General features: G+C 52.7%; 26 protein-coding genes. 12 read left to right on the top strand and 14 right to left on the bottom strand.

What is annotated here, in order from left to right:
- The first annotated feature begins 8 nt into the window (after nucleotides 1-8).
- On the top strand, nucleotides 9-116 hold the full coding sequence (locus tag FCH32_RS02355; RefSeq protein WP_003027354.1) for a protein YohO: 108 nt from the start codon (nucleotides 9-11) through the stop codon (nucleotides 114-116).
- Here the strand turns inward: FCH32_RS02355 and FCH32_RS02350 are convergent.
- The 5 genes from FCH32_RS02350 to bglX form a co-directional block, all read right to left on the bottom strand.
- A complete protein-coding gene (locus FCH32_RS02350) occupies nucleotides 97-828 on the bottom strand; it encodes an ABC transporter permease (RefSeq protein WP_135911741.1) in 732 nt (243 codons plus the stop codon). The genes FCH32_RS02355 and FCH32_RS02350 overlap by 20 nt on opposite strands.
- On the bottom strand, nucleotides 812-1,759 hold the full coding sequence (locus tag FCH32_RS02345) for an ABC transporter ATP-binding protein (protein ID WP_174360418.1): 948 nt from the start codon (nucleotides 1,757-1,759) through the stop codon (nucleotides 812-814). Before FCH32_RS02345 ends, FCH32_RS02350 begins: the two co-directional genes overlap by 17 nt.
- Nucleotides 1,752-2,900 (bottom strand): ABC transporter permease, encoded by a 1,149-nt coding sequence (locus tag FCH32_RS02340; protein WP_174360417.1) that lies wholly within the window; start codon nucleotides 2,898-2,900, stop codon nucleotides 1,752-1,754. Before FCH32_RS02340 ends, FCH32_RS02345 begins: the two co-directional genes overlap by 8 nt.
- A gap of 33 nt (nucleotides 2,901-2,933) precedes the next feature.
- On the bottom strand, nucleotides 2,934-3,851 hold the full coding sequence (gene osmF / locus FCH32_RS02335) for a glycine betaine ABC transporter substrate-binding protein OsmF (protein ID WP_115258042.1): 918 nt from the start codon (nucleotides 3,849-3,851) through the stop codon (nucleotides 2,934-2,936).
- Nucleotides 3,852-4,080: 229 nt separating this feature from the next.
- A complete protein-coding gene (gene bglX / locus FCH32_RS02330) occupies nucleotides 4,081-6,378 on the bottom strand; it encodes a beta-glucosidase BglX (RefSeq protein ID WP_137399843.1) in 2,298 nt (765 codons plus the stop codon).
- A 232-nt stretch (nucleotides 6,379-6,610) separates the two neighbouring features.
- Between bglX and dld the strand changes: the two genes are divergently transcribed.
- The gene (gene dld / locus FCH32_RS02325) at nucleotides 6,611-8,323 is read left to right on the top strand and encodes a D-lactate dehydrogenase (protein WP_135911736.1); all 1,713 of its coding nucleotides are present in this window, start codon (nucleotides 6,611-6,613) and stop codon (nucleotides 8,321-8,323) included.
- Between the two features lie 64 nt (nucleotides 8,324-8,387).
- On the opposite strand, the gene pbpG is transcribed toward dld, so the two are convergent.
- Nucleotides 8,388-9,323: a D-alanyl-D-alanine endopeptidase gene (gene pbpG, locus FCH32_RS02320; RefSeq protein ID WP_115258039.1), complete on the bottom strand. Its 936-nt coding sequence runs from the start codon at nucleotides 9,321-9,323 to the stop codon at nucleotides 8,388-8,390.
- A 180-nt stretch (nucleotides 9,324-9,503) separates the two neighbouring features.
- Nucleotides 9,504-10,091, bottom strand: a complete 588-nt coding sequence (locus FCH32_RS02315; RefSeq protein ID WP_117343470.1) for a Yip1 family protein — start codon at nucleotides 10,089-10,091, stop codon at nucleotides 9,504-9,506.
- Between the two features lie 163 nt (nucleotides 10,092-10,254).
- On the opposite strand from FCH32_RS02315, the gene FCH32_RS02310 reads away from it, so the two are divergent.
- Nucleotides 10,255-10,833: a DedA family protein gene (locus FCH32_RS02310; RefSeq protein WP_115258037.1), complete on the top strand. Its 579-nt coding sequence runs from the start codon at nucleotides 10,255-10,257 to the stop codon at nucleotides 10,831-10,833.
- An 18-nt stretch (nucleotides 10,834-10,851) separates the two neighbouring features.
- Here FCH32_RS02310 and mdtQ read toward each other — a convergent pair whose 3' ends face one another.
- Entirely contained in the window at nucleotides 10,852-12,291 is a 1,440-nt protein-coding gene (mdtQ, locus tag FCH32_RS02305; protein WP_153879887.1) for a multidrug resistance outer membrane protein MdtQ, read from the bottom strand.
- 169 nt (nucleotides 12,292-12,460) lie between these two features.
- On the opposite strand from mdtQ, the gene FCH32_RS02300 reads away from it, so the two are divergent.
- Together FCH32_RS02300 and yohP are read left to right on the top strand one after the other, a co-directional pair.
- Nucleotides 12,461-13,195, top strand: coding sequence for a class I SAM-dependent methyltransferase (locus tag FCH32_RS02300; RefSeq protein WP_174360416.1), 735 nt, complete (start codon nucleotides 12,461-12,463; stop codon nucleotides 13,193-13,195).
- Nucleotides 13,196-13,264: 69 nt separating this feature from the next.
- Nucleotides 13,265-13,348, top strand: coding sequence for a small membrane protein YohP (gene yohP, locus FCH32_RS23390; RefSeq protein ID WP_000698460.1), 84 nt, complete (start codon nucleotides 13,265-13,267; stop codon nucleotides 13,346-13,348).
- A gap of 56 nt (nucleotides 13,349-13,404) precedes the next feature.
- Here yohP and dusC read toward each other — a convergent pair whose 3' ends face one another.
- Nucleotides 13,405-14,343: a tRNA dihydrouridine(16) synthase DusC gene (dusC, locus tag FCH32_RS02290; protein WP_174360415.1), complete on the bottom strand. Its 939-nt coding sequence runs from the start codon at nucleotides 14,341-14,343 to the stop codon at nucleotides 13,405-13,407.
- 214 nt (nucleotides 14,344-14,557) lie between these two features.
- On the opposite strand from dusC, the gene FCH32_RS02285 reads away from it, so the two are divergent.
- The 7 genes from FCH32_RS02285 to preA all read left to right on the top strand — a co-directional run bounded on the left by FCH32_RS02285 (nucleotide 14,558) and on the right by preA (nucleotide 20,551).
- Nucleotides 14,558-14,956, top strand: coding sequence for a CidA/LrgA family protein (locus FCH32_RS02285; RefSeq protein WP_096756494.1), 399 nt, complete (start codon nucleotides 14,558-14,560; stop codon nucleotides 14,954-14,956).
- On the top strand, nucleotides 14,953-15,648 hold the full coding sequence (locus FCH32_RS02280) for a CidB/LrgB family autolysis modulator (RefSeq protein ID WP_096756493.1): 696 nt from the start codon (nucleotides 14,953-14,955) through the stop codon (nucleotides 15,646-15,648). Before FCH32_RS02285 ends, FCH32_RS02280 begins: the two co-directional genes overlap by 4 nt.
- A gap of 147 nt (nucleotides 15,649-15,795) precedes the next feature.
- Nucleotides 15,796-16,680, top strand: coding sequence for a cytidine deaminase (gene cdd / locus FCH32_RS02275; RefSeq protein WP_135911733.1), 885 nt, complete (start codon nucleotides 15,796-15,798; stop codon nucleotides 16,678-16,680).
- A 205-nt stretch (nucleotides 16,681-16,885) separates the two neighbouring features.
- Complete coding sequence (sanA, locus tag FCH32_RS02270; RefSeq protein WP_117343464.1) at nucleotides 16,886-17,605, top strand: outer membrane permeability protein SanA; 720 nt, start codon at nucleotides 16,886-16,888, stop codon at nucleotides 17,603-17,605.
- A 2-nt stretch (nucleotides 17,606-17,607) separates the two neighbouring features.
- On the top strand, nucleotides 17,608-17,847 hold the full coding sequence (locus FCH32_RS02265; protein WP_096756490.1) for a DUF2542 family protein: 240 nt from the start codon (nucleotides 17,608-17,610) through the stop codon (nucleotides 17,845-17,847).
- Between the two features lie 233 nt (nucleotides 17,848-18,080).
- Nucleotides 18,081-19,322 (top strand): NAD(P)-dependent oxidoreductase, encoded by a 1,242-nt coding sequence (locus FCH32_RS02260; RefSeq protein ID WP_146717026.1) that lies wholly within the window; start codon nucleotides 18,081-18,083, stop codon nucleotides 19,320-19,322.
- Nucleotides 19,316-20,551 (top strand): NAD-dependent dihydropyrimidine dehydrogenase subunit PreA, encoded by a 1,236-nt coding sequence (gene preA / locus FCH32_RS02255; RefSeq protein ID WP_096756488.1) that lies wholly within the window; start codon nucleotides 19,316-19,318, stop codon nucleotides 20,549-20,551. The genes FCH32_RS02260 and preA overlap by 7 nt, the downstream gene beginning before the upstream one ends.
- Nucleotides 20,552-20,612: 61 nt before the next feature.
- On the opposite strand, the gene mglC is transcribed toward preA, so the two are convergent.
- The 5 genes from mglC to yeiB all read right to left on the bottom strand — a co-directional run bounded on the left by mglC (nucleotide 20,613) and on the right by yeiB (nucleotide 26,850).
- A complete protein-coding gene (mglC, locus tag FCH32_RS02250) occupies nucleotides 20,613-21,623 on the bottom strand; it encodes a galactose/methyl galactoside ABC transporter permease MglC (protein WP_115258030.1) in 1,011 nt (336 codons plus the stop codon).
- 15 nt (nucleotides 21,624-21,638) lie between these two features.
- Nucleotides 21,639-23,159: a galactose/methyl galactoside ABC transporter ATP-binding protein MglA gene (gene mglA, locus FCH32_RS02245; protein WP_096756486.1), complete on the bottom strand. Its 1,521-nt coding sequence runs from the start codon at nucleotides 23,157-23,159 to the stop codon at nucleotides 21,639-21,641.
- 71 nt (nucleotides 23,160-23,230) lie between these two features.
- On the bottom strand, nucleotides 23,231-24,229 hold the full coding sequence (gene mglB / locus FCH32_RS02240; protein WP_096756485.1) for a galactose/glucose ABC transporter substrate-binding protein MglB: 999 nt from the start codon (nucleotides 24,227-24,229) through the stop codon (nucleotides 23,231-23,233).
- A 296-nt stretch (nucleotides 24,230-24,525) separates the two neighbouring features.
- A complete protein-coding gene (gene galS / locus FCH32_RS02235; RefSeq protein WP_174360414.1) occupies nucleotides 24,526-25,548 on the bottom strand; it encodes an HTH-type transcriptional regulator GalS in 1,023 nt (340 codons plus the stop codon).
- Nucleotides 25,549-25,692: 144 nt separating this feature from the next.
- On the bottom strand, nucleotides 25,693-26,850 hold the full coding sequence (yeiB, locus tag FCH32_RS02230; protein ID WP_174360413.1) for a DUF418 domain-containing protein YeiB: 1,158 nt from the start codon (nucleotides 26,848-26,850) through the stop codon (nucleotides 25,693-25,695).
- Between the last annotated feature and the right edge of the window lie 5 nt (nucleotides 26,851-26,855).

Here is a 26,855-nt window from a genome sequence, read left to right as displayed (position 1 = left end):
AGTACATCATGAGCGCAGCTAAAATCGGCGTGATCACCCTCTTCCTGTTGATGGCCATCGGCGGAATCGGCGGTGTGATGCTTGCAGGCTATACCTTTATTTTACGTGCCGGGTAAGGTGTTGCGCGACTCGCTCAAACCCGCGATCGACAATGATGGCCGCCAACGCGACCAGCAGCGCCCCCTGTATCACATAGGCAGTATTAAACCCGCTCAGCCCGATGATTATCGGCGTACCCAGCGTGTTTGCCCCCACGGTTGAGGCGATCGTGGCGGTGCCAATGTTAATAATCACCGACGTGCGAATACCAGCCAGAATAACCGGCGCGGCCAGCGGCAGCTCCACTTTGCGCAGCCGTTGACCGCTGCTCATCCCCATTCCACTGGCAACATCCAGCACGCTGGCTGATATCCCGCCCAGCCCCGCCAGCGTCGCCTGTAAAATCGGTAACACGCCGTACAAGATCAGCGCGATGATGGCCGGCTGTGGACCAAACCCCATCACCGGAACAGCGATGGCCAGCACGGCGACCGGCGGAAAAGTTTGCCCCACGGCGGCAATGGTTTCCACCAGCGGTCTGAATTCAGTTCCCCATGAACGCGTGACCACGATCCCCGCCCCCATGCCAATGATCACCGCCACCAGGCTCGAAATCCCCACCAGACTAAAATGGGCCAACGCCAGCGCCAGAAAACTCTCCTGCTGATAAACCGGTCGCGGCAGCTGCGGGAACAGCGCGCTAAACAGCGCCTGGCTATGAGGCAACCCCGCCAGCAGTAGCAGAAAACAGATAACCAGCCACAACAGCGGATCAGTCAGACGTTTCACGGTGCGGCCTCGGTGAGAGTAAATCCTGAAAATGGAGCGTCCCGCAGGCTCCGCCCTTTGCGTCAACCACCGGCAGAACGTCGCACCCCCGCGCCACAAAAATAGAGAGCGCATCGCGCAGTGTCATCTCGTCTACCAGCGGCTCGCCGCTGAGCTGCTCATGGCGGCGGGTAAAATCACCGACAGTGCGCAGCGCCAGCAGCCGAACACCCAGTTCGCTGCGGCCAAAAAAGGTGTGCACGAAGTCGTTAGCCGGTGCTGTGAGCATCGATAGCGGCGTGCCTTGTTGCACCACCTGACCTGCGTCCATCAGCACCAGGTGTTCCGCCAGCCTCAGCGCTTCGTCAATATCATGGGTAACCAGCACAATGGTGCGTCCCAACAGCCGGTGAATGCGGGTCATCTCCTGCTGCAACGCGCTGCGCGTTACCGGATCCAGCGCACCAAAAGGTTCATCCATCAGCAGCACCTGGGGATCGGCGGCCAGCGCACGCGCCACTCCCACCCGCTGTTGTTGCCCACCGGAAAGCTGATGAGGATAACGATGACGCAACCCCTCTTCCAACCCCAGCAACGCCATCAGTTCATCTGTTCGGTCATCAATACGTGAACGCGACCATTTCTGCAGCTGCAATACGGTGGCAATGTTCTGTGCAACGGTCCAGTGCGGAAACAGTCCTATAGACTGAATGGCGTATCCCATCCGTCGTCTTAATTCCAGCACCGGCACGCTGCGGATCTCATCGCCAGCAAAGCGAATCGTCCCGCTGTCATGCTCCACCAGACGGTTAATCATTTTGAGCGTGGTGGACTTCCCCGACCCCGACGTACCAATCAAGACGGAAAAGCTGCCTTCGCGAAAATGCAGATTGAGATCGTTGACCGCGTGTTGTTGGCCAAAGGTTTTACAGACATGGCTAAATTCAATCATCAACGGTCACCTTCAGCAGAGCTAAACCTAAATCAAACAGGGCATCGATCAGCACCGCCAGCACCACCACCGGGACGACACCCAGTAGTACTAAATCGACGGCACTGCTGAGCAATCCCTGAAAAACCAATGCGCCAAATCCCCCCGCGCCAATCAGTGCGGCAATAACGGCCATCCCCACCGTCTGCACCATCACGACACGTAAACTGCGCAAGAAAACCGGTAACGCCAGCGGGAGTTGTACCGAACAAAAGCGCTGACGTGAGTTCATTCCCATTGCCCGGGCGCTTTCCAGCACATCGCGAGGAACCTGGTTCAGCCCCGCCACCACGCCGCGCACCAGCGGCAGTAGCGCGTACAGCACCAACGCAATCAGCGCAGGGGCCAGCCCGGTTCCGGCAATGCCCAATGCACGTAACCAGGGAAAATGCTGAACCAGCCCAGCAAGCGGGGCAATCAGCAGGCCAAACAGCGCCACGGAAGGAATGGTCTGAATAATATTCAGTACGGCAAATACCGGCCCCTGGCGCGACGTAGAGAAGGCGCACCAGATGCCCAACGGGATGCCAATCACCAGCGCTGGCAGCACGGTTCCGAGCAGGATAGTCAGATGTTGCGCCAGCGCATCGTCGAAGACATCCTGACGATTGGCATACTCTTTGAGCAGCGAAAGGTCGTTGAACATCCCGGTCAGCAGCAGCGCAACGGGGACGATGGCAATGTGCATATGCAGTAACCAACGCCACAGTGGCCTCGCGGTGAGACGACGAATCGCGTCGCTGAGCGCCAGCAGCATCAGTCCCAGCCCAAGCCAGAATCCGCTACCCAGACTGGTTCTCGCCAGCGGACTTCCCGTCTGCGCCAGCCCGCTTGCCGTTTTACCGGCGGCAATCAACGCCGCTATTAGCAGCAGTTGCACTACGATCAGGGTTAACACGTTGCCGGCGCGACCGGGGATAAAACACAGCGCCACCAGTAGCAGAAACATCGCCGCCAGCCCCCACGCAAAACCGGGCCAGAGTTCCCAGAGTTGTCGACCTTCGCCAGAGACCAGACGATTGGGGGCATAACTGATGAAAGGCAGCGCGGCTGCCGCCATTAGCAGAAATACCAGCAGCAACAGCACTCGATTAACAGACATCGTTGATACAGCACTCACCTGATGCAAACTCCGTTACTTCACCCATCCTTTTTGCTTCAGGTAATCTGCTGCGACTTTTTTCGCATCCAGCCCTTCAACGGCGATACTGGCATTAAGCTGTTGCAGCGTTTTTTCATCGAGACTGGCAAAGACCGGCTGCAGCCATTCCGCCATTTGTGGGTAGGCCTGCAGTACTGATTCACGCACCACTGGCGCAGGAGCATAGATCGGCTGGACACCTTTTGGATCGCTGAGCGTTTGCAGTCCCAGCGCCGCAACAGGGCCGTCGGTCCCGTAGGCCATCGCGGCATTGACGCCTGAGGTTTGCTGCGCAGCGGCTTTAATGGTTACCGCAGTGTCTCCCCCTGCCAGCGATAAAAGCTGATTTTGATTGAGCGTAAAGCCATAAGCTTTTTCAAACGCAGGCAACGCATCCGCACGTTCGATAAACTCTGCCGAGGCGGCCAGTTTGAACGTGCCGCCGTCTTTCAGGTAGCGTCCCAGGTCAGCCAGCGAAACGAGCTTATTCTTTTCGGCAACATCCTGACGGAGGGCAATGGTCCAGGTGTTATTGGCGGGCGCAGGCGTTAGCCAGACCAGTTTGTTCTGTTCCGCATCCAGTTTTTTGACTTTTTCATAACCGGCCTGCGCATTTTTCCATGCCGGGTCATTTTCATCTTTAAAGAAGAAAGCCCCGTTTCCGGTATATTCCGGGTAAATATCCAGTTCGCCGGAGGTGATGGCCCCGCGCACCACTGGTGTGGTTCCCAACTGGACTTTATTGACGGTTTTCACGCCGTGGCTTTCAAGCACCTGCAAAATCATATTGCCGAGCAGCGCCCCTTCCGTATCAATTTTTGATCCCACTGTGACGGGTGATGCGGCCTGCAGGGGTAAGCTCATCGCGGCAAACAGCGCCAGCGAGCCCGCCCAGACCTTTGAGATTATCATGCTGCTCTCCTCATCCTTTGACTGTCCTTTTCAGGACATAGAGGGAAAAGCATAGTCGAAAAATCTGACCTTAACCTGGCAATTGAGGGGTAACGCAGGGAAGGATTAGCAGTAACTCGGTGATAAATATAAAAAGACCGGCAAAACCTCAGGGGCTTTGCCGGTGGGGATGAATCGATGGACCTGACACGTGTGGAGCCATCAGGTCTGACGCAAATTCACCTGATCATTACAGCAGTTCAAACTCGCCCTGCTTCACTCTGGCAGAATCTACGCCGATAAAGACGTTGAATTTGCCCGGCTCCACATCGTATTGCATACGCTGGTTCCAGTATTTCAGCGCCTCAATATCAATCGGGAAACTGACCGTTTGCGTCTCGCCCGGTTTGAGATTCACCTTCTCAAATCCTTTCAGCTGTTTGACAGGGCGACTCATGGAGGCGGTCACATCCTGTAAATACATCTGAATCACCGTCGCTCCTTCGCGTTTGCCGGTGTTAGTGACCTGCACGCTGGCGGTGACCGTTCCATCACGCTTCATCGTTGGTGCAGAAAGCTTCACATCAGAAACGGTAAAGGTGGTGTAGCTCAGACCATAGCCAAAGGGATACAGCGGTCCGTTGGCTTCGTCAAAGTAGCGTGAGGTGTATTTGTTCGGCTTATCGGCGTTATACGGACGACCGGTATTCAGGTGGCTGTAATAGACCGGGATCTGCCCGACAGAGCGCGGGAAAGACATCGGCAGTTTACCTGACGGGTTGTAATCGCCAAACAGGACATCGGCAATGGCGTTGCCGCCTTCCGTCCCGGCAAACCAGGTTTCCAGAATCGCGTCGGCCTGCTGGTCTTCTTTCACCAGCGCCAATGGACGCCCGTTCATCAGCACCAGCACCAGCGGCTTGCCGGTGGCTTTCAGCGCGGTAATCAGGTCACGCTGGCTTTGCGGAATCGTGATATCGGTCCGGCTGGAGGCTTCATGTGCCATACCTTGCGCTTCGCCGACCACAGCGACCACCACATCAGACTGCTGCGCGGCCTTGACCGCTTCATCAATCATGGCCTGCGGCGAGCGTGGGTCGACTTTCACCGCCTCTTCATACAGATTGAGGAAGTCGACAATGCCTTTATCGTTAGTGATATTCGCCCCTTTGGCGTACACCACTTTGCCCTTATCGCCGAGCGCATTTTTAATGCCCGTCAGCACCGTCACTGACTGTTCGGCAACGCCTGCTGCCGACCAACTGCCCATCACATCACGCTTGCTGTCCGCCAGTGGTCCCACGACTGCCACAGTCCCCGATTTCTTCAGCGGCAACGTTTCCAGACGGTTTTTCAGCAGCACCAGACTTTCGCGGGCAACGTCACGCGCGTCTTTACGGTGTAAACGGCTTTCCGCGTTGGTGTCCTGCGGGTCAGTCTCTTTGGCCCCCAGATGGCTGTACGGATCGTTAAACAGCCCCATATCATATTTGACGTTCAGCACATGACGCGCGGCATCGTCCAGTTCAGCCATCGTCACCTTACCTGACTTAATCAGGCCCGGTAGATACTTACTGTAATACTCATCGCTCATGCTCATGTTAATGCCGGACTTGATCGCCACGCGCACCGCGTCTTCCGGATCGGAGGCGGTGCCGTGTTTGATCAACTCTTTAATCGCGCCATGATCGGAAACGGTAATCCCTTTAAAGCCCCACTCATCGCGCAGCACATCTTTCAACAGCCAGGCGTCAGAAGTCGCAGGGGTGCCGTTCAGCGAGTTAAGACCCACCATCACCGCCCCGCTCCCGGCGTCTAACCCGGCTTTGTACGGTGGCATATAGTCGTTAAACAACCGCTGCGGACTCATATCCACGGTGTTGTACTCTTTTCCGCCTTCTACCGCGCCATAGGCGGCGAAGTGTTTGACGCTGGTCATCACCGAATAGCGATCGGCCGGGCTTTTACCCTGCATCGCTTCGACCATGGTTTTGCCCATCGTGGCGGTCAAATAAGTATCTTCCCCGAAACCTTCTGAGGCGCGTCCCCAGCGCGGATCGCGCGAGACATCAACCATTGGCGCCCAGGTCATATTCAGGCCATCGTCTGCGGCTTCATAGGCAGAAACGCGCCCCACCGTTCTGACCGCATCCAGATTAAACGATGACGCCAGACCGAGGCTTATCGGGAACACGGTGCGCTGACCGTGCAGTACGTCATAGGCGAAAAAGAGAGGGATTTTCAGGCGGCTGAGTTCCATCACCTGATCCTGCATTTTACGGATATCCTCGCGGGTAACGGTGTTAAAAATCGCCCCAACCTGCCCGTCTTTGATCATCTCACGGATGGCTTCTTTCGGGTTATCCGGCCCGACGCTTATCAAACGTAGTTGGCCGATCTTCTCATCGACGGTCATCTGTTTGAGTAAATCGGTAACAAATGCATCCCGTGCTTCAGGGGTCAGAGGATGGTTACCAAACAAGGAGTCCGCCAGCGCTGGCTGAAACGCCAGGCTCACCGCGATACCTACAGAACAAAGCCATTTCATGTTGATTCTCTCTTTATTTTTTCCCGACGAGGCAGCGAAAATATAACAAAAACCGCAGTTTGCCGTAAGCCTAAACGGGAGAGATAAAGAAAGCTAAGGTTATTCTCCTAATTTTGAAATCCGGGATGAATGAAGCACAGCCAATTCAGAGACAACCTGAATGAGAAAGCGTATTGTCATACAGAGCGCTATGCTTGTTTCTGATATTTTTGCCCACCACAAGGAGTGGAGAATGTCTTCCATTACAACAACCGATAATAAAGCGTTGCTTAACGAACTGGCCCGTCTGGTGGGTCATTCGCACCTGCTTACCGAACCGTCTAAAACGGCCCGCTATCGCAAGGGCTTCCGCTCAGGTCAGGGCGAGGCGTTAGCCGTTGTCTTTCCTGGCTCATTGCTGGAACTGTGGCGTGTGCTGAACGCCTGCGTCGTCGCCGACAAAATTATCCTGATGCAGGCCGCCAACACCGGGCTAACCGAAGGCTCTACGCCCAGCGGCAATGACTACGATCGCGAGATTGTTATTATCAGCACCCTGCGCCTCGACAAACTGCACGTCATCGGCAAAGGCGAACAGGTTCTGGCGTATCCCGGCACCACGCTCTATTCGCTGGAAAAAGCACTCAAGCCATTTGGTCGCGAACCGCATTCGGTGATTGGCTCTTCATGCATTGGCGCATCGGTGATTGGTGGGATTTGCAACAACTCCGGCGGCTCGTTGGTACAGCGCGGCCCGGCATATACCGAGATGTCGCTGTTTGCGCGAATTGACGAACAAGGCAAATTACAGCTGGTCAACCATCTGGGTATCGAACTTGGCCAGACGCCGGAACAGATCCTCAGCAAACTTGATGACGAACGCATTAAAGATGACGATGTGCATCACGACGGGCGTCACGCGCACGATCACGATTACGTTACCCGCGTCAGAGATATCGAAGCCGATACTCCCGCACGCTATAACGCCGACCCGGACCGGCTGTTTGAATCTTCCGGCTGCGCGGGAAAACTGGCGGTGTTTGCGGTGCGCCTCGACACCTTTGAAGCCGAGAAAAATCAGCAGGTGTTTTATATCGGTACCAATCAGCCAGAGGTGCTGACGGAGATCCGCCGTCATATTCTGGCAAAGTTCGAACACCTGCCGGTCGCCGGTGAGTACATGCACCGTGATATCTACGATATCGCCGAGCAGTACGGCAAAGATACGTTTCTGATGATAGACAAGCTCGGCACCGACAAAATGCCGTTCTTCTTTACCCTGAAAGGTCGCACCGACGCGATGCTGGAAAAAGTGAAAATTTTCCGCCCGCACTTTACCGACCGTGCCATGCAGAAATTTGGCCATTTATTCCCCAGCCATTTACCGGCGCGGATGAAAAGCTGGCGCGATAAATACGAACACCACCTGCTGTTAAAAATGGCCGGTGGCGGCGTGGCCGAAGCACAAAGCTGGTTGACCGAGTTTTTCAAAACGGCCGAGGGCGATTTCTTTGCCTGTACGCCGGAAGAAGGCAGTAAAGCCTTTTTACACCGCTTTGCTGCAGCCGGAGCGGCGATTCGCTATCAGGCCGTCCATGCCGATGAGGTCGAAGATATTCTGGCGCTGGATATTGCGTTGCGCCGTAACGACACGGAATGGTATGAGCATCTGCCGCCCGAGATCGACAGTAAGCTGGTGCATAAGCTCTATTACGGACACTTTATGTGCTATGTCTTCCATCAGGATTACATTGTGAAGAAAGGTGTGGATGCGCATGCGTTGAAAGAGCAAATGCTGGAACTGTTGCAGGCTCGCGGGGCGCAGTACCCGGCAGAGCACAATGTGGGACACCTGTACAAAGCGCCGGAAACCTTGACGCGTTTTTATCGCGCCAACGATCCGACCAACAGCATGAACCCAGGGATCGGTAAAACCAGTAAACAGAAGTTCTGGAAAGAATCGTAGGCCCGATAAGCGTAAGCGCCATCGGGCACGTTGCCGGGGGCGCTTCGCTTGCCCGGCCTACGGTTTAATCGTTCTGCGCAGTTTGTTCACCCGTCGCCGCCATCTGTGCGGCTTTTTGCTTTTTATAGCTCAGTGCCGCCGCCGGAACCGGCATCACCTTGCCAGTTTCTATCCAGGTACGTAAACGGCTGGCATCGGCAAAATGGGTGTATTTACCAAACGCATCCATCACCACCAGCGCCACCGGTTTGTTGTTGATGACCGTGCGCATCACCAGACAGTGACCCGCCGCGTTGGTAAAGCCGGTTTTGGTGAGCTGGATATTCCAGTTATCGCGATACACCAGATGGTTGGTGTTGCGGAACGGCAGCGTATAGGCCGGGTTGGCAAAGGTGGCCATGTCTTCACGCGTGGTACTTAACTGACCAATCAGCGGATACTGTTTGCTGGCAATCAGTAATTTAGTGAGGTCACGGGCGGTCGACACGTTATGAATGGATAACCCTGTCGGTTCCACAAAGCGGGTCTTAGTCATCCCCAGTGATTTCGCTTTGGCATTCATCGCTTTGATAAACGCGTTATAACCGCCAGGATAATGATGCGCCAGGCTTGCCGCCGCACGGTTTTCCGATGACATCAGCGCCAGCAGCAGCATGTCTTTGCGGCTGATTTCACTGTTCAGCCGTACACGAGAATAGATGCCTTTCATTTCTGGCGTCTGGCTGATGTCTACTTTCAGCTTTTCGTTCAGCGGCAGTCGTGCATCCAGCACCACCATCGCCGTCATTAATTTGGTGATCGACGCAATCGGACGCACAAGGTCCGGATGGTTCGAATAGATGACCTTATTGGTATTCAAATCAACAATCATCGCACTACCAGACGCAATCTCGGGTTGAGAGGCCGCTGCGGTAGCCGCCGTTTTCGCCACGGCTTGGGGTGCAAAAGGAACTGCCAGCACCAGGGCAAGGCTTAATAATGAAACTCGAAATTTAAGCATGATGAGATTTCTGATAATGGTTCACGCACGTCACAACGCACACCGCCCGAGATAGAGAATAATCTCAAGCTAGCGCAGGCATCATAACCACCCGGCAGCATTGCCGCCACCGGAGAATCATCTCGAAATGCTGCGTTGCTGGCTTTTACACCAGCAACGCAGAGTAGACAGGTTGTTAGCTTAGAACAATCGGTATCCGTACCCCCACAGGATAACCGTAATCGCCAGCAGAACTTCGAGCACCAGGACGCCAATTGCCAGCGTTGAGCTGGAAAAGCTGAGTCCTTCCTCTCTGCTGATATTCAGGAATGTCGGGATGCCGAGATACAGCAAATAGCCGGTGTAAAACAGCGCTATAGTTCCGACTAAGGCACACAGCCAGACCAGCGGATACAGCGCCACCAACCCACTTAAAAACAGCGGTGTGGCGACATAGCCGGCAAAGACCATGCAATGTGCCAGCGACGGACGCTGCGGATAGTTACGTGCCATCCACCAGATAACCCTGCCCATCACGGCCACGCCGGCCAGCATCACACCGTAAAACAGAATTGCCATCGCAAATCCGGTCAACAGGGATAACTGCAATACGTTGCCGTCGCCAAAACTCCAGCCAATTTGCGTGGTGCCAATAAATGCGCAAATGACCGGGATGGCCGCCATCAGCAGAACATGGTGGGTATAGTGATGCGAAACACTTTCGTTTTCGCTGTTGATCACGTGCATTTCACGATCGGGATGGGAAAATAGCCCCCAGACATGGTTCATACCGCCCCCTTCTTGTCAGCTCCAGACCTCAACACTTCAAGTATAATTCAGCTTTTGATTATTTTATGTACACGGTAAAAATACCGATGCGCTGGGTGACGGCTTTTCCGGCATCAACAATTCATCAGGTGTATGCTAATGGTTGTGGAGGTCATACAGACGTATGGATATAAACAATCTTATTGCCCAGTACGGCTATGCGGCGCTCATCATTGGCAGCCTGGCCGAAGGCGAAACCATTACCCTGTTGGGCGGCGTGGCGGCGCATCAGGGATTACTCAAATTTCCGCTGGTTGTTGTCTCTGTCGCGCTGGGGGGAATGATTGGCGATCAGTTGCTGTATCTGCTTGGTCGTCGTTACGGCGGCAACATTCTCCGTCGCTTCTCGCGTCATCGGGCAAAAATTCAGTATGCACAGAAAATGATCCAGCGGCGCCCATACCTGTTCGTGGTCGGGACACGTTTTATGTATGGCTTTCGGGTCATTGGCCCCTTGCTGATTGGTGCCAGTCACCTGCCGCCGAAAATCTTTTTACCGCTGAATATTCTCGGCGCACTGGTCTGGGCATTGCTGTTTACTACCCTTGGTTATGTGGGTGGAGAAGTGGTCGCGCCGTGGCTGCACAGCCTCGACCAGCATATCAAGCATGGGGTATGGCTGATTCTGGTTGTTGGGCTGGTGGTGGCGGTCCGCTGGTGGATGAAACGGCGCAATAAACAAAAAACCGACCCGACAGCCTGAATCTGCCGGGCCAGACTCTCAGGATGCGTGGTATCCGCCACCCAGGGCGCTGGTGAGCTGAATAGACGCATCCAGCCACTGACCTTGTAGTATCAGGCCGTTACACTGTTCACGCAGTGCCGGAATTTTTGCCTCACTGACGCGGGAGCCGGCGATAATCCCGGCGTTGAACCGCGCCTGCGCAAGCCCCACTACCCGCTGCGCGTCATGTTCGATCTGCAGCTGATGCTGATTCTTCTGCGCCAGCGTATCCACCTGCGTTGCCGCACGCGCGACATCATTCACCGCATCAACCACCGCTTTATTGTAATTGGCCACGGTCAGGTTACTTTGCGCTTTGGTGATGTCGAGATTCGCATTCAACCTGCCGCTGTCGAAGATCGGGAGCGTTAATCCGGCTGTGACCCCCATTTGTTGGGCAGAATGGCGGAACAGATCGCTCAGATGTAAAGCATCCTGCTGCAGGAAGGCCATCAGGTTAACGTCGGGATAAAATGCCGCTTTTGCCGCATCAATACTGCTCAGAGAAGATTCAATGTACCAGTGAGCCGCCTGCAGATCCGGTCGGCGGGCCAGCAAGGAATAACCTAACTGGGACGGCAACTGGCTTTCGACGACCGGCATCGTGGTGGCATGCAGCTTCAGCGAGGTGGACTGCGTGTTGGTCAGCGCGCTCAACCGCGCCTCGATGACCTTCATTTTCCCGTTGACGTCGTTGAGTTGCTGCTCCGTTTTACCGGAATCAATATCGGTTTCAACGCCTTCTACCGAGGAGGTCAACCCGTTTTGGTACAGCTCGCGATCGACGGTAATCACATTTTGCTGCTCGGTTTCGATTTGCGTCAGCACGGTCTTCAGCGCCGCCTGCGTCTGCCATTCCCAGTATAAGCGGGAGACACCGCTCGCCAACAGCTGTCGGGTTTGCTCGCGCTCAGCTTCACGCGCTTTGACTGCACCAATGCGTGCTGTTACCTCCGCCCGATTCTTACCCCACAGATCCAGGTTCCAGCCAGCGGTTAATCCCATGGTGCCATTGGTGTACCACGGCCCGGTGGTGCCCGCCGCCGGATCGGTGAGGGCAAACGGTCCCATCAAGCCTTCTGCCGACATTTTCTGGCGCTCGACGTCTGCCGAGAAATCAATCTGCGGACCATCCTGCGCCTCAACGGCCTTCGCCTGCGCCTCTGCCAGTTGGATACGCTGCTCTGCCACCTGCATATCAGGCGAATTCTTTAATGTGCTGTCAATCAACGCATTCAACTGGGGATCGTGATATGCCTTCCACCATTGGCTATCCGGCCAACCATTTTTTAATGCCGCGGGTAACGTAGAATCCACATTTTCAGCGGGCGTCTGCTGTGAGAGCGACTGGCGGGTATCGTGCATTGGGGCACAACCGGGCAGCAGAATAAAAAGCGGCAAGCATGCCGCTGCAAGAAGCACAGAATTACGATTCATGGGGATATACTGGTAAGAAATGATGTGCAAAGAGTACGACTTGTCGCAGATGCTTTTTTAGTTACGCGTGGCAATACATCTTTGGACATCAAAATATATAATTAGAAAAATATATTCCCGTTTAATAATACGGATAAAATAATTCTAATAATTTATGAATGGAGGCACGATGTCACAAAATATCTATGATGATCCGCACTTCTTTGCCGGATATGCCACGCTGGACCGCTCCGTAAAAGGACTCGACGGCGCGCCCGAATGGCCAGCATTACAGGCCATGCTCCCTCCGTTACAAGGTCAGCGCATTCTCGATCTAGGCTGCGGATACGGCTGGTTTTGCCGCTACGCACGCGATAACCACGCGGCAAGCGTCGTGGGCTTAGATATTTCAGAGAAAATGTTAACCCAGGCTCGCAACATGACCACCGGAGAGGGTATTTCGTACCAGCGCGAAGATCTTGACGCGCTGACGTTGGCCGCGGATTCCTTTGAGCTGGTTTATAGCTCGCTCGCCTTGCACTATTTGCAGGATATAGAGCGATTATTGGTAACCATTTACCAGGCGTTAACACCAGGCGGAATGTTGGTCTTTTCGGCAGAACACCCAATTTATACAGCGCCCCTCACCCAAGGTTGGATAAAAGACAAAACCGGGCAACTCTCCTGGCCGGTGAATCACTATCAGCAGGAAGGTGAACGCATCAGCAACTGGTTTGCTGAAGGGGTAAAAAAACAACACCGCAAGCTGGCAACCTGGATCAACGCGCTTATTGGCGCCGGGTTTGAGATTGTCTGTGTTGACGAGTGGGGACCGTCTGCTGAACAGATTGCCGCCAACCCCGCGCTGGATGAAGAGAAAGAGCGCCCGATGGTGTTTCTGCTCAGCGCACGTAAGCCGGCATAACTGTGCCTGCAGGCAGAGTTTTCAATAGTTTCCTATACTAAATTTGAACTTACCAAAAAGGGAAGGCTAATGAAAATTCTGCTGTGGGCTATTTTAATTATTTTTCTGATTGGACTGTTGGTGGTGACTGGCGTGTTTAAGATGATTTTCTGACATCAATGCCGGATGGCGGCGTAAACGCCGTCTCCGGCCAGTAATATAATAACCGGTTAAATCTCAATGGCCTGAATCGCCCGCGCGATATCCGGCGAATTATTGAGAGCGCGAATCTCCTGAAACAGCGTCGTCGCTTCGGCATATTCTTTGCGTAAATATCCCAGCAACTGCTTAATACGCGCCACATGATATAGCCCGGTATCCCCCTGTTTTTCCAGTCGGGTGTATTTTTTCAGTAATGTCACCACGTCGGGCCACGGCATCCGCGGTTCGTTGTATTTCACCACCCGACTCAGATTCGGGATATTTAGCGCCCCGCGTCCGATCATCACCGCATCACATCCGGTGACCGCCATACAATTTTGCGCGCTCTGCCAGTCCCAGATTTCACCGTTGGCGATAACCGGAATCGTAAGACGCTGGCGGATCTCACCGATAGCCTGCCAGTTGATATGCTCCGCTTTATACCCTTGCTCTTTGGTGCGGCCATGAACCGCCAGTTCGCTGGCACCCGCCTGCTGAACGGCATCGGCGATTTCAAACTGCCGGTCGCTGCTGTCCCAGCCCAGGCGCACTTTCACCGTTACCGGCAAATGACCCGGCACCGCCTCGCGCATCGCCTTCGCACCCTGATAGATAAGTTCAGGATCTTTCAATAGCGTTGCGCCGCCACCGCTGCCGTTAACCAGTTTTGACGGGCAGCCACAGTTCAGATCGACACCGTACGACCCCAACTCAACCGCGCGGGCCGCGTTCTCTGCCAGCCATTGTGGATGCTGCCCCAGCAGTTGGATGCGCACCTGCGTGCCGGATGGGGTACGGCTGTTGTTATGCAGCTCCGGGCAGATCCGATGAAATACTTTTGCTGGCAGGAGCTGATCCACCACGCGCACAAATTCGGTGATGCACAGATCATAATCATTAACTTCAGTCAGCAGCTCGCGCACCAGTGAGTCGAGCACGCCTTCCATCGGCGCCAGTAAAACACGCATATTGTTACCTGCAAAAAAGAGAGGCGCTATGGTAGCGTCTCCGTACAAGAGATCAAAGCACTGTCAGCAGCACACAGGCATCGCCCTGTCGATTGGGGCTATTGCCTGATGTTCCAGTTATCTATTTCCACTATGCTTAGAATTCATGATGTGATCGGTAGCACGTTTTTAAGTTTAATTGTATGATGAATAGGTCTCGTCAAGGGTTTCTACTATGAGCAAGTCACTGAACATTATCTGGCAATATTTACGCGCGTTTATCCTGATTTATGCCTGCCTGTATGCGGGTATTTTTCTTGCCTCACTGCTGCCTATCACCATCCCGGGTAGCATTATTGGCATGCTGATTCTGTTTGTTCTGCTGGCATTACAGATACTGCCAGCGAAATGGGTTAACCCCGGTTGCTACGTCCTGATTCGTTACATGGCGCTGCTGTTTGTCCCGATTGGCGTCGGGATCATGCAGTACTTTGACTTGCTGCGCGCGCAGTTTGGACCGGTCGTAGTGTCCTGCACCATCAGTACGCTGGTCGTTTTCCTGGTGGTGAGCTGGAGCTCACACCTTGTGCACGGTGAACGCAAAATCGTTGGGCAAAAAGGATCAAAAGAATGATGGCGTATATCTGGTGGTCGTTACCCCTCACGCTGGCGGTATTTTTTGGCGCACGTAAGCTGGCAATGCGGATCAAAATGCCGCTGCTGAACCCGCTGCTGGTTGCCATGGTGGTGATTATTCCTTTTCTGATCCTGACCGGCATTCCCTACGATCACTATTTCAAAGGTAGCGAAGTGCTGAACGATTTACTGCAACCTGCCGTGGTCGCGTTGGCATACCCGCTGTACGAACAGCTGCACCAAATCCGCGCCCGCTGGAAATCCATTATTGCCATCTGCTTTGCTGGTAGCATTGTGGCGATGGTCACCGGGACCACTATTGCGTTACTGATGGGGGCATCGCCAGAAATTGCCGCATCTATAATGCCTAAATCGGTCACCACGCCGATCGCCATGGCGGTGGGGGGTAGCATCGGCGGTATTCCTGCTATCAGCGCCGTCTGCGTCATCTTTGTCGGGATCCTGGGTGCCGTGTTTGGCCACACACTGTTAAATGCGATGCGCATACGCACCAAGGCGGCGCGTGGACTGGCAATGGGGACCGCGTCACACGCCCTGGGTACGGCACGCTGCGCGGAGCTTGATTACCAGGAAGGTGCGTTCAGTTCCCTGGCACTGGTTATTTGCGGGATCATCACCTCGCTGGTGGCCCCCTTCCTGTTCCCGGTGATTCTGGCTGTAGTCGGTTAGCGCCATTTTTAGTTCATTTATTTGCGATGCGTTGCACATTTTTCATTTAAGTTTCATGAGTTGCATACACAGTGAGATTTGGATCACATATAAAGCCGTAACAGGCCCGTAAACTACGATTCCATTACATTGTTATGAGGCATCGCCATGCATCCACGTTTTCAAACTGCTTTCGCCCAACTCGCGGGTAACGTGCAATCAGCCCTGGCCCCCCTTCTGGCGGATGTCCATTTCCCCGCCATGTTGACTGCGGAGCAGGTCTCTTTGCTGAAACGCGAATCGGGACTGGACGAAGACGCGCTGGCATTCGCTCTGCTGCCGCTGGCTGCCGCCTGCGCACGTACCGATCTGTCCCATTTTAACGTTGGTGCCATTGCGCGCGGCGTCAGTGGCAACTGGTATTTTGGTGGCAATATGGAATTCCTCGGCGCGACGATGCAGCAAACCGTTCATGCCGAGCAAAGCGCCATCAGTCACGCCTGGCTGCGCGGAGAAAAGGGACTCGCCGCCATTACCGTCAACTACACCCCCTGCGGCCACTGCCGTCAGTTTATGAACGAGCTGAACAGCGGGCTGGATTTACGCATTCATTTGCCGGGTCGTGAGCCGCACGCGCTGCGTGACTACCTGCCGGATGCTTTTGGTCCGAAAGATCTCGACATCAAAACATTGCTGATGGATGAGCAGGATCACGGCTTTGCGCTGCAAGGTGACGCGCTGACGCAGGCGGCGATCGCCGCAGCCAACCGCTGCCATATGCCGTACAGCAACGCCCCAAGCGGTGTGGCACTGGAATGCAAAGACGGTCAAATCTTCAGCGGTAGCTACGCTGAAAACGCCGCCTTTAACCCCACTCTGCCTCCGCTGCAGGGTGCATTAAACCTGTTGAATCTGAACGGCTACGATTATCCGGATATTCAACGCGCCGTACTGGCAGAAAAAGCCGATGCGCCGTTGATCCAGTGGGATGCCACTGCCGCTACCCTGAAAGCTCTGGGCTGCAACCGCATCGAGCGCGTTTTGCTAGCGTAAAAAGGTCGTCATGTAGGCCGGATAAGCCAACGCCGCCATCCGGCATTATCGCCATAGCCTGATGGCAACGCGTTAGCGTCTTATCTGACCTACATGCTCTAAACAGTATTGCTGAAAATCCCCTCAATCAGACTGCTGTTTCTTGCGCTACGCCGTCGAGTACAGTAGCCTGATTAACATTCCATCCCATTGCCGAGTTATCTACATGTTAAAGCGCGTGTTTTACAGCTTGTTAGTCCTGATAGGCTTACTGCTGTTGACGGTGCTTGGCCTCGACCGATGGATGAGCTGGAAGACGGCACCCTATATCTACGACGAATTGCAGGATTTACCCTACCGTCAGGTCGGCGTGGTATTAGGCACCGCGAAATACTATCGCACCGGCGTGATTAACCAGTATTACCGCTACCGCATTCAGGGCGCATTAAACGCGTATAACAGCGGTAAGGTGAATTATCTGCTGCTCAGCGGCGACAATGCCCAGCAAAACTACAACGAACCGATGACGATGCGTAAAGATCTGATTGCCGCTGGCGTCGATCCTGCCGACATCGTGCTTGATTACGCCGGTTTCCGTACACTTGACTCCATTGTGCGCACCCGCAAAGTATTTGATACCAACGATTTCATCATTATCACTCAGCGATTCCACTGCGAGCGCGCGTTGTTTATTGCGCTGCATATGGGCATTCAAGCCCAGTGCTACGCGGTACCGTCGCCAAAAGATATGCTGACCGTACGCGTACGCGAATTTGGCGCACGTTTTGGCGCCCTGGCCGATCTCTATCTTTTTAAACGTGAGCCGCGTTTTTTAGGTCCGCTGGTGCCCATCCCGGCCCTGCACCAGGTTCCGGATGATGCGCAGGGCTACCCGGCGGTCACGCCTGAACAATTGTTAGAATTACAAAAGAAACAAGGAAAATAAGCATGGATGTGCAAACCCTCTTCGTCGTTTTAGCCTTTCTGTTAATCCCTGTATTTTGTTTTCGTGAAGCCTGGAAGGGCTGGCGTACAGGTGCGGTGGATAAAATAAAGAAGAACGCCCGTGAACCCGTTTATGCCTATCGTCATCAAGAACCGCTGCAATTCTGGTCATACGTTCTTGTTTACGCCGGATGCGGATGTTTATCTTTTGGCATGGTGATTTATTTAATCTTTTATCGATAAAATCCAGTTATTAATATTAGCGCTTGAGAATAGCTAATATTATGATAATAATTCCTATTTTAACATAAGGGATTAATGCTGCTTATCGGCATTTCCCTCACACCATCTTTTATTTGTGAAACCTTTCACAGAATACTCTTCCTGCAATGCTTAGCCTTAAGAAAGGCTTTTTTATTTTTATATTTTGTTATTAACAGTTCGCCTTAATTTACTCAAGCATTAAGGAAGAAAAGATGCCACAACAAAATTATCTGGATGAGCTAACGCCCGCTTTCACCCCCTTATTAGCAATAAAAGAGGCCTCGCGCTGTTTATTATGTCACGATGCCCCCTGTAGTCAGGATTGTCCGGCACAAACTGACCCAGGGAAATTTATCCGCTCCATCTATTTTCGCAATTTTAAGGGGGCAGCCGAAACTATTCGCGAAAATAATGCGCTCGGCGCCATTTGTGCTCGGGTATGCCCCACCGAAAAATTATGCCAGCGTGGATGTACGCGCTCAGGAATAGATAAACCGATCGATATTGCACGGCTGCAACGTTTTATTACCGATTTTGAACAGCAGACTGCGATGAAAATTTATCAACCGGCAACCAAAACACGTGGCAAAGTCGCCATTATCGGCGCAGGGCCAGCTGGGTTGCAGGCCAGCGTGACGTTGAGTAACCTGGGTTATGACGTAACGATCTACGAAAAGCAGGCTCAGCCGGGTGGCTGGCTACGCTTTGGCATTCCTGAGTTTCGCCTGCCTCAATCCGTGTTGGATCTTGAGATTGCCCGTATCGTTGAAATGGGCGTCACCATCAAGTGCGATTGCGAAGTCGGCAACACGATCGCCGTCGAACAACTCAAAGCTGAAAATCGCGCCGTGCTGGTGACTGTTGGGATGTCTTATGGTTCCACCCTGCCATTGTTTGATGAGGCGGATAACGTTGAGATCGCCGTCGATTTCTTGCAACGCGCGCGACAGGCGCACGGTGATATCACCTTACCGCAGAGTGCGTTAATTATCGGCGGGGGCGATGTCGCCATGGATGTCGCCAGCACGCTGAAACTTCTCGGCTGCCCGTCAGTTACCTGTGTCGCTCGTGAAGAATTAGCTGAATTTCCCGCCAGTGACAAAGAGTTTACCAGCACGCAGGCATTAGGCGTGTCGATCATCGACGGTTTTACGCCGGTAGCGGTTGCCGGAAATAAAGTCACCTTTAAACACGTGCGTCTGCCAGGGGAACTCTCTCTTGAAGCCGAGCATATTATTCTCGCCGTCGGCCAACACGCACAGTTGGATGCGTTTCACGCGTTAACAGCGCAACGTAATCTTATTGAAACCCACAATTATCAAACCGCCGATCCGGTTATTTTCGCCGCTGGCGATATTGTCAAAGGAGATAAAACCGTGGTGTCTGCCGTGAAAACCGGTAAAGAAGCCGCTCAGGCAATTCATCACTATTTAGAGGGGGTTTGCTCATGTTAACGAAAGATCTTTCTATTACCTTTTGCGGCGTAAAATTCCCCAACCCGTTTTGCCTCTCTTCTTCTCCGGTAGGCAACTGCTTTGAGATGTGCGCCAAAGCCTATGACACCGGCTGGGGCGGCATTGTGTTTAAAACAATTGGTTTTTTTATTGCCAACGAAGTCTCCCCACGATTTGACCATCTGACAAAAGAAGATACCGGCTTTATCGGCTTCAAGAATATGGAGCAGATTGCCGAACATCCGCTGGAAGAGAACCTGGCCGCCATTCGTAAGCTGAAACAACATTACCCTGATAAGGTGCTGATTGCGTCAATCATGGGCGAAAATGAGCAGCAATGGCAGGAGCTGGCACGACTGGTTGAAGAAGCCGGTGCAGATATGATTGAGTGCAACTTCTCGTGTCCGCAGATGACTTCACATGCGATGGGCAGCGATGTCGGGCAAAGCCCGGAGTTGGTTGAGAAATACTGTCGGGCAGTTAAACGCGGTTCCTCTCTACCGATGTTAGCCAAAATGACGCCTAATATCGGTGATATGTGCGAAGTCGCTCTGGCGGCTAAACACGGAGGCGCTGACGGTATCGCGACCATTAACACCGTAAAATCCATCACCAATATCGACCTGAAGCGGAAGATCGGCATGCCGGTGGTCAACGGGAAATCCAGTATTTCTGGCTATTCCGGGAAGGCGGTAAAACCCATCGCACTGCGTTTTATCCAACAACTGCGTTCACACCCAGAACTGCATGATTTCCCGATTAGCGGCATTGGCGGTATTGAAACCTGGGAAGATGCCGCCGAATTCTTGCTGTTAGGCGCAGCCACGCTGCAGGTCACCACCGGGATCATGCAGTACGGCTACCGTATTGTGGAAGATATGACCAGCGGACTGTCACACTATCTTGCCGATCAGGGGTTTAACTCACTGGAAGAGATGGTCGGTCTTGCCAATGCCAATATTATTCCGGCTGAAGATCTTGACCGTAGTTACATCGTCTACCCCCATATCAACCTCGAAAAATGCGTCGGCTGCGGACGCTGCTATATCTCCTGCTATGACGGAGGACATCAGGCGATGGAGTGGGATGAGCAGACCCGTACACCGCACTGCGACACGGAAAAATGCGTCGGCTGCTTGCTGTGTGGTCACGTTTGTCCGGTCGCCTGCATCGATTTAGGCGAGGTCAAATTCAAAACAGGTGAGAAAGCACATGCAGTAACGCTGTAACACAAGTAACAAAAAGCCCGGTGCAGTCATTTCTCTGCCCCGGGCTTTTTGTTGTCTATCGTTACTTCTTACGCGCGTATTTCAGTGAGTCCAGCGCCACGGCGAAGATAATAATGCCGCCTTTAATGATGTACTGCCAGTAAGGGTTCACGCCGATGTAGGTCAGGCCATAGTTGATGACGGTGAAGATTATCACACCGGTCACTACACCAAAGACGGTACCGACCCCGCCACTGAACGACACGCCGCCCACGACACAGGCCGCAATGGCATCAAGCTCATACATAAAGCCGAGGTTGTTGGTTGCCGAGCCGATACGCCCTGCTTCCAGCAAACCACCGAAGGCATAGAACACCCCGGACAGCGCATAGATAATCAGCAGGTTCAGCGCAACGTTAACACCCGACACTTTCGCCGCTTCCGGGTTACCGCCAATGGCAAAAATGTTTTTACCGAAGCGGGTCTTATTCCACAGTACCCAAACAAAGGCCACCGCAATCAGCGCATAGAAGGTGATGTAGGAGAGTCGGAAACTGCCCAGCGCAATAAAGCCCTGCGCAAAGGTGGAGAACCCGCTGTCAAAGCCAGAAATAGGCGATGCCCCAACGAAATCGTAATACAGTGAGTTGATCCCGTACACGATGATCATCGTACCAAGGGTAGTAATAAACGGCGTCACGTTCAGGTAAGCAATGATGATACCGTTCACCAGGCCGATAATGGCACCGATGGCACAAACAATCAGTACCACCACGATGATCGGCATAGTGGCCATTTCCGGGAACACCTTGTTGGCGTTCTCCATAGATTGCAGCAACGTTGCGGCAACCACCGCCGCCAGGCCAACCTGACGCCCGGCTGACAGGTCAGTACCTTGGGTAACAATCAGTCCGGCTACGCCCAGCGCGATAATAATACGCACCGAGGATTGGGTCAGAATGTTACTCAAGTTCAGTAAACTTAAGAATGTGGGGTCCTGGAAAATAATAATGGCCAGCAGAACTAAAAGAACAACGTAAATTCCGCCTTCTTTCAGGTAAGTAAGAAAACTTTTCTTATTTAACGCACTCATGAGGAGCCCCTAATCTTAAAGGTGCAAAGACGCAAGACGGAGGATTTCGTTTTGCGTTGTTGTTTTCGTGTCAACAATTCCAGCCACGAGACCATTGCTCATAACCAGAATACGATCGGTAATACCCAGCAGTTCCGGCATTTCAGAGGAGATGATAATAATCCCCTTCTCCTTTTTCGCCAGTTCTGCAATTAACTGATAAATTTCAAATTTTGCACCAACGTCGATTCCTCGCGTGGGTTCATCCAGCATCAGTATCTCTGGCTGCGTTAACAACCAACGACCAATAACCACCTTTTGCTGGTTACCACCGGACAGGGAACCAATTTGCGTACGATGGCCAGGTGTTTTTACCCTCATTGAGTCAATAACCCATTGGGTATCGCTCTTCATGCGGGAATTATCCAACAGACCCACTTTATTTTTATAGTTCTGAATATTGGAGATTAACGAGTTAAATCCAATATCCAGATAGGCATAAATACCGGTTGAACGGCGCTCTTCCGTGACCAGCGCAAAACCATGGTTAATGGCTTCATTGGCGCTGTGGTTATTAATTTTTTTGCCGTGGAGCGTAATCGTACCCGATGATTTTTCACGAATACCAAAAAGGGTTTCAACGATATCCGTGCGTTTTGCGCCGACTAAACCGGCAATACCGAGGATTTCCCCTTTATGCAGATCAAAAGAGATATCACGAATTGACGGTTGACGTAACGACGTCAGATTGCGTACTTCAAGAATCACTTCACCAGGCGTGTTCTCTTTGTCCGGGAAACGTTGGTTCAGCGAACGTCCCACCATCATGGCGATGATCTTATCCATATCCAGCCCTTCAAGCGGCTGGGTGGCAATCCACTGGCCATCACGCAGGACGGTGATTTCATCGCACAACTGGAAGATTTCTTCCATCTTGTGAGAAATATATACGATACCGCAGCCACGTTCTTTCAGCTTACGGATGATGGTGAACAGATGATTAACCTCTTTTTCGGTTAACGATGAGGTCGGTTCATCCATGATGACGATTTTGGCGTCATACGAAAATGCTTTGGCAATTTCTATCATCTGCATTTGTGAAACCGATAACGTACCGACACGCGCACGCGGATCGATATCAATATCCAGCTCATCAAATATCGCTTTGGTATCACGGTACATTTTATCCTGGTCGACAAACATGCCTTTGGTGGGATAACGCCCCAGCCACATGTTGTCCATCACAGAACGTTGTAAAACCAGGTTTAATTCCTGGTGTACCATTGAAATACCGTTTTCAAGCGCTTCTTTAGCAGAATGAAAATCGATTTCTTTACCCTGAAATAAAATACTGCCGGAATCTTTTTGATAGATCCCAAAAAGACATTTTAATAATGTCGACTTTCCAGCACCATTCTCGCCCATCAAGGCATGAATAGAATGTGGGCGGACTTTTAAATTAACATTATCAAGAGCCTTAACGCCCGGAAAGGACTTGTTGATGCCGCTCATTTCCAACAAGTATTCGCCTGACGACTGAGTATTAGTGCTGACCATAATTATACCTTGTTGGCCTTGCAAAGCGTGTTATTAAGGGCGCAACCAAATTGCGCCCACAGACGGAGTATTTATTTGTTGGTGAACTCTGCCAGATTATCTTTATCGACGCCGACGTAAGGAATACGAACGATTTTATTCTCGATTTTCCAGGTCGTGCCATCCGCTGCGCCTTTGCCGGCTGCCAGGTTTTTCGCCAGATCGAAAGTCGCTTTCGCCTGGTTGTTAGCATCGTTCAGCACGGTACCGGCCATTGCGCCAGATTTAACCAGTGCCAGTGCTTCTGGCAATGCATCCACACCAAATACCGGTACGCTGGTTTTGTTGTGTGCTTTCAGCGCTTCTATCGCACCCATTGCCATAGCGTCGTTGTTCGCGATAACGACTTCAATTTTGTTAGCATTTGGACCGGACATCCACGCATCAACTTTATCTTTCGCCTGAGCGGTATCCCACATAGCGGTATCTAACTGCAACTGCTCAGTTTTAATGCCCTTGTCGTTCAGCTCTTTAATCACGTAGGTGGTACGTGCTTCAGCATCCGGGTGTCCCGGCTCGCCTTTCAGCAGAACAAACTGAATTTTACCGTCTTTGTTCAGGTCCCAGTTCGGGTTTGCCGCCCAGTGCTTAGCAATCAAATCGCCCTGAATGATGCCGGATTCTTTGGAGTCAGTACCGACGTAGAAGGCTTTGTCATAGCTGTCCAGCGCTTTACGAGAAGGCTCTTTGTTGAAGAACACGATAGGAACGTTCTGACCGCGTGCTTTCTCAATGACCGTGCCCGCTGCTGCCGGGTCAACCAGGTTGATCGCCAGAGCTTTCACGCCTTTTGCCAGCAACACATCAATCTGATCGTTTTGTTTAGACTGATCGTTCTGGGAGTCATTCATCAGCAGCTGTACATCTGGCGCCGTTTTGGCATCTTTTTCGATTGCTTTACGTACCACAGACATAAAGTTATCGTCATACTTATAAATCGTCACACCAATACGGGTATCAGCAGCGTGCGCAGCCGCACCGAATAACATGCTTGCCATTACAGCAGACAGGGTCAACACCTTCTTATTCATGGTATCTCCGGTTTTATTATGCAGGGTAGTACTTGAGATAAATGCTCGGCGGGACAGAACGTTACTAAACTGTTACTGAACGCCGAAGCTCACTTTTAAAAATATTTCTTCCGTGTCTGGCAACGCTCCAAAAACAGGCTTTAATTGTTGTTTAAGACGCCCACACCTCGATGAAAGTGATTATTCACCGTTACATAGTAGTTACAGCGCAACAAACAGTGTCATCATAGCTATCGCATTGTTAAGATACTGTGAATTTACTCACAGATTGAAAGCGGTTACATCAGGTGACATTATCAGTTAGTGATCGGTACCGCATTCTGTCGCAACGCCACAGAATGACGTCGCACCAGTGTCGGCATAAAACAGTGCGTTGCCGCCGGATCCAGCGTACCCGCCGCCCCTTGTAGCGCAAGCTCTGTCGCCATTTTCGCCATTGACGCAATGGGGTAGCGCACGGTGGTCAGTTGAGGGTCAGTGTAACGGGCAATCGGGATATCATCGAAACCAATGATAGACAGGTGTAATGGAATGGCGATGCCGTTGTCTTTTAACGCCGTCAGCGCTCCGGCAGCCATGTTGTCGTTGTAGGCAAAAACCGCCGTCAGCTGCAAATTGCGCCCCAACAACTCCACCATGGCTGATTCGCCCCCCGGCATATCCGGTGAACCGGTACCTACCCAGCTTTCCGCTGGCGTAATACCGTGTTCCTGCAACGCGCTCATCCAGCCCTCTTTGCGCATCGCATCATCTTCAATTCGGTGGCTTGACGCCAGGTAGCCAATACGTTGATGACCGTTATTGAGCAGCATGCGGGTGGCCATTTTAGCTCCGCTGATATTGTCCAGGCAGACACAGCGATGGGCGTAACCCGGCACAATGCGATTGATGAGCACCATGCCCGGAATGTGTTCCATAAACTCGCCTAGCTCGCGATCGCTCAGCGCTTTTGAGTGGACAATCAAGGCATTACAACGTTGGCGGATCAGGACTTCGATGGCATGACGTTCTTTTTCAGCTTCATGATAACTGTTGCCAATCAGCACATATTTCTGGTGCTGCTGAGCCACCAGATCCACGGCTTTCACCAATGCACCAAAAAACGAATCTGATACATCCATCACCACGACCCCAATGGTGTCGCTCACCTGCGTCGCCAGCGCTTGCGCATTGGCATTGGGTCGATAGCCTAACTGTGTCACAGCCTTCATTACCGCTTCACGGGTGTCAGGACTCACCAACGCACTGTTATTCAGTACGCGGGAAACCGTCGCTACAGAAACGCCAGACTGCCGTGCCACATCACGTATGGTTACCATATTCACTGCCCTGTTTAAGATTGCGGTTGCCCACGGACACCCCAGGCTGTGTATTTTGTCAGCACGAGGTACAGGACTGCGTGAGTCATGTCACAGGAATGAAAACGGTTACATCCATTTTGTTAATGAATGTGATCCAGATCGTTATCTGGATGTTCGCGGCAATGATGTCCCTGAAGCACGCAGGGTTAATTGACGCCATAGCCACTCCACCGGGCCCTGCCGGTAAAAATGCAGCCAAATGACGGAGAAAAGCAGGTTAACAGCCCAGACGGGAATAACGAAAAACAGCAGCGTCAGCCGGTCGAATTGCATAAACAAACCGAACTGATAAAACACCGTGGTGCAGATAAGCGTCTGCAGCAGATAATTAGTCAGTGCCATGCGTCCTACGCAGGCAATAGCGATAACAATCTTAACGCGATTCAGTTGCGGCCAGAAACCAAACATCAATGCAGCGTAGCCGATGGTCTGAAACGGCGCGCTCAGTTCACGCGGGGCTTGTAGCAGGAAAGCACACCAGCGGTACGCCCAGTCGAGATGCCACTGCAGCATAATCGCAGGCAGATTGATTGCCATACCGGTCACCACCAACAGCATGCCTGAACGTCGATAATGCGACAAACTGTACTGCCCTTTCAGCCAGCCACTGCGCATTAATGCGGCACCCAACAGCATCATCCCCGCCAGTTGCCAACCGTACTGCGCCCCCAGCGCCAGCAGGCTGTTTGACAGCATATCCACGCGGTTACTCATCGCTTCCATGCCACCATTAATCTTCCAGTACTTTTCATACAGCAACGCGGAGGCATCCGGTGTCCAGGCGCGACTGGTTTCCCCCCCAGAAATCGAACCCAGCAGCAGCAGTACGCCGATCCCCACCAGATACAGCAGAGCACCGGTGTTAAACAGGCTTTTTACCGATGGGGCATCACGAATCAGCCGCCAGCCGATCAGGCCGATTAAGCCATACGCCAGCAGGATATCGCCATCCCAGAATAGTAAGCCGTGAATAAACCCCAGTAAGACCAGCAGCGTGAGTCGCGACTGGATCCAGCGTTTTCCGCGTGGCAGCAGCATTTGCAGGCCCGCGCCGAAGAGCAGAGCGAACAGCGTGAGGAATTTCACCTGTGCGAAGAGATCGAGCACCGCCCAGGTCCAGGCATCCGATAAAGTAATGCTGCCAGACCAGGCCGGGTTGAGATATGCCGCCTTTGGCAAACCAAAGGCGCTGATATTGAGAAGCAGGATCCCGAGGATGGCAACGCCACGAATAAAATCCAGCGTGACATTACGCTCCATGGTCC

It is taken from the genome of Citrobacter gillenii (assembly GCF_013337685.1).
GTDB lineage: Bacteria > Pseudomonadota > Gammaproteobacteria > Enterobacterales > Enterobacteriaceae > Citrobacter > Citrobacter gillenii.
Note: the sequence above shows the minus strand (reverse complement) of the source record. Positions and strands in the feature narration are given on the sequence as shown.

Bases quoted from the DNA above. Each gene is read 5' to 3' on its own strand.
- FCH32_RS02265 (WP_096756490.1), top strand. From the start codon at position 17,608: ATGGATGTGCAAACCCTCTTCGTCGTTTTAGCCTTTCTGTTAATCCCT.
- mglB (WP_096756485.1), bottom strand. From the start codon at position 24,229: ATGAATAAGAAGGTGTTGACCCTGTCTGCTGTAATGGCAAGCATGTTA.
- yeiB (WP_174360413.1), bottom strand. From the start codon at position 26,850: ATGGAGCGTAATGTCACGCTGGATTTTATTCGTGGCGTTGCCATCCTC.
- FCH32_RS02285 (WP_096756494.1), top strand. From the start codon at position 14,558: ATGAGCAAGTCACTGAACATTATCTGGCAATATTTACGCGCGTTTATC.
- osmF (WP_115258042.1), bottom strand. From the start codon at position 3,851: ATGATAATCTCAAAGGTCTGGGCGGGCTCGCTGGCGCTGTTTGCCGCG.
- yohP (WP_000698460.1), top strand. From the start codon at position 13,265: ATGAAAATTCTGCTGTGGGCTATTTTAATTATTTTTCTGATTGGACTG.
- FCH32_RS02315 (WP_117343470.1), bottom strand. From the start codon at position 10,091: ATGAACCATGTCTGGGGGCTATTTTCCCATCCCGATCGTGAAATGCAC.
- FCH32_RS02310 (WP_115258037.1), top strand. From the start codon at position 10,255: ATGGATATAAACAATCTTATTGCCCAGTACGGCTATGCGGCGCTCATC.
- bglX (WP_137399843.1), bottom strand. From the start codon at position 6,378: ATGAAATGGCTTTGTTCTGTAGGTATCGCGGTGAGCCTGGCGTTTCAG.
- FCH32_RS02345 (WP_174360418.1), bottom strand. From the start codon at position 1,759: ATGATTGAATTTAGCCATGTCTGTAAAACCTTTGGCCAACAACACGCG.
- dusC (WP_174360415.1), bottom strand. From the start codon at position 14,343: ATGCGTGTTTTACTGGCGCCGATGGAAGGCGTGCTCGACTCACTGGTG.
- mglC (WP_115258030.1), bottom strand. From the start codon at position 21,623: ATGAGTGCGTTAAATAAGAAAAGTTTTCTTACTTACCTGAAAGAAGGC.
- FCH32_RS02340 (WP_174360417.1), bottom strand. From the start codon at position 2,900: ATGTCTGTTAATCGAGTGCTGTTGCTGCTGGTATTTCTGCTAATGGCG.
- galS (WP_174360414.1), bottom strand. From the start codon at position 25,548: ATGGTAACCATACGTGATGTGGCACGGCAGTCTGGCGTTTCTGTAGCG.
- FCH32_RS02300 (WP_174360416.1), top strand. From the start codon at position 12,461: ATGTCACAAAATATCTATGATGATCCGCACTTCTTTGCCGGATATGCC.
- pbpG (WP_115258039.1), bottom strand. From the start codon at position 9,323: ATGCTTAAATTTCGAGTTTCATTATTAAGCCTTGCCCTGGTGCTGGCA.
- FCH32_RS02355 (WP_003027354.1), top strand. From the start codon at position 9: ATGAGCGCAGCTAAAATCGGCGTGATCACCCTCTTCCTGTTGATGGCC.
- mglA (WP_096756486.1), bottom strand. From the start codon at position 23,159: ATGGTCAGCACTAATACTCAGTCGTCAGGCGAATACTTGTTGGAAATG.
- FCH32_RS02280 (WP_096756493.1), top strand. From the start codon at position 14,953: ATGATGGCGTATATCTGGTGGTCGTTACCCCTCACGCTGGCGGTATTT.
- preA (WP_096756488.1), top strand. From the start codon at position 19,316: ATGTTAACGAAAGATCTTTCTATTACCTTTTGCGGCGTAAAATTCCCC.
- sanA (WP_117343464.1), top strand. From the start codon at position 16,886: ATGTTAAAGCGCGTGTTTTACAGCTTGTTAGTCCTGATAGGCTTACTG.
- dld (WP_135911736.1), top strand. From the start codon at position 6,611: ATGTCTTCCATTACAACAACCGATAATAAAGCGTTGCTTAACGAACTG.
- mdtQ (WP_153879887.1), bottom strand. From the start codon at position 12,291: ATGAATCGTAATTCTGTGCTTCTTGCAGCGGCATGCTTGCCGCTTTTT.
- FCH32_RS02260 (WP_146717026.1), top strand. From the start codon at position 18,081: ATGCCACAACAAAATTATCTGGATGAGCTAACGCCCGCTTTCACCCCC.
- cdd (WP_135911733.1), top strand. From the start codon at position 15,796: ATGCATCCACGTTTTCAAACTGCTTTCGCCCAACTCGCGGGTAACGTG.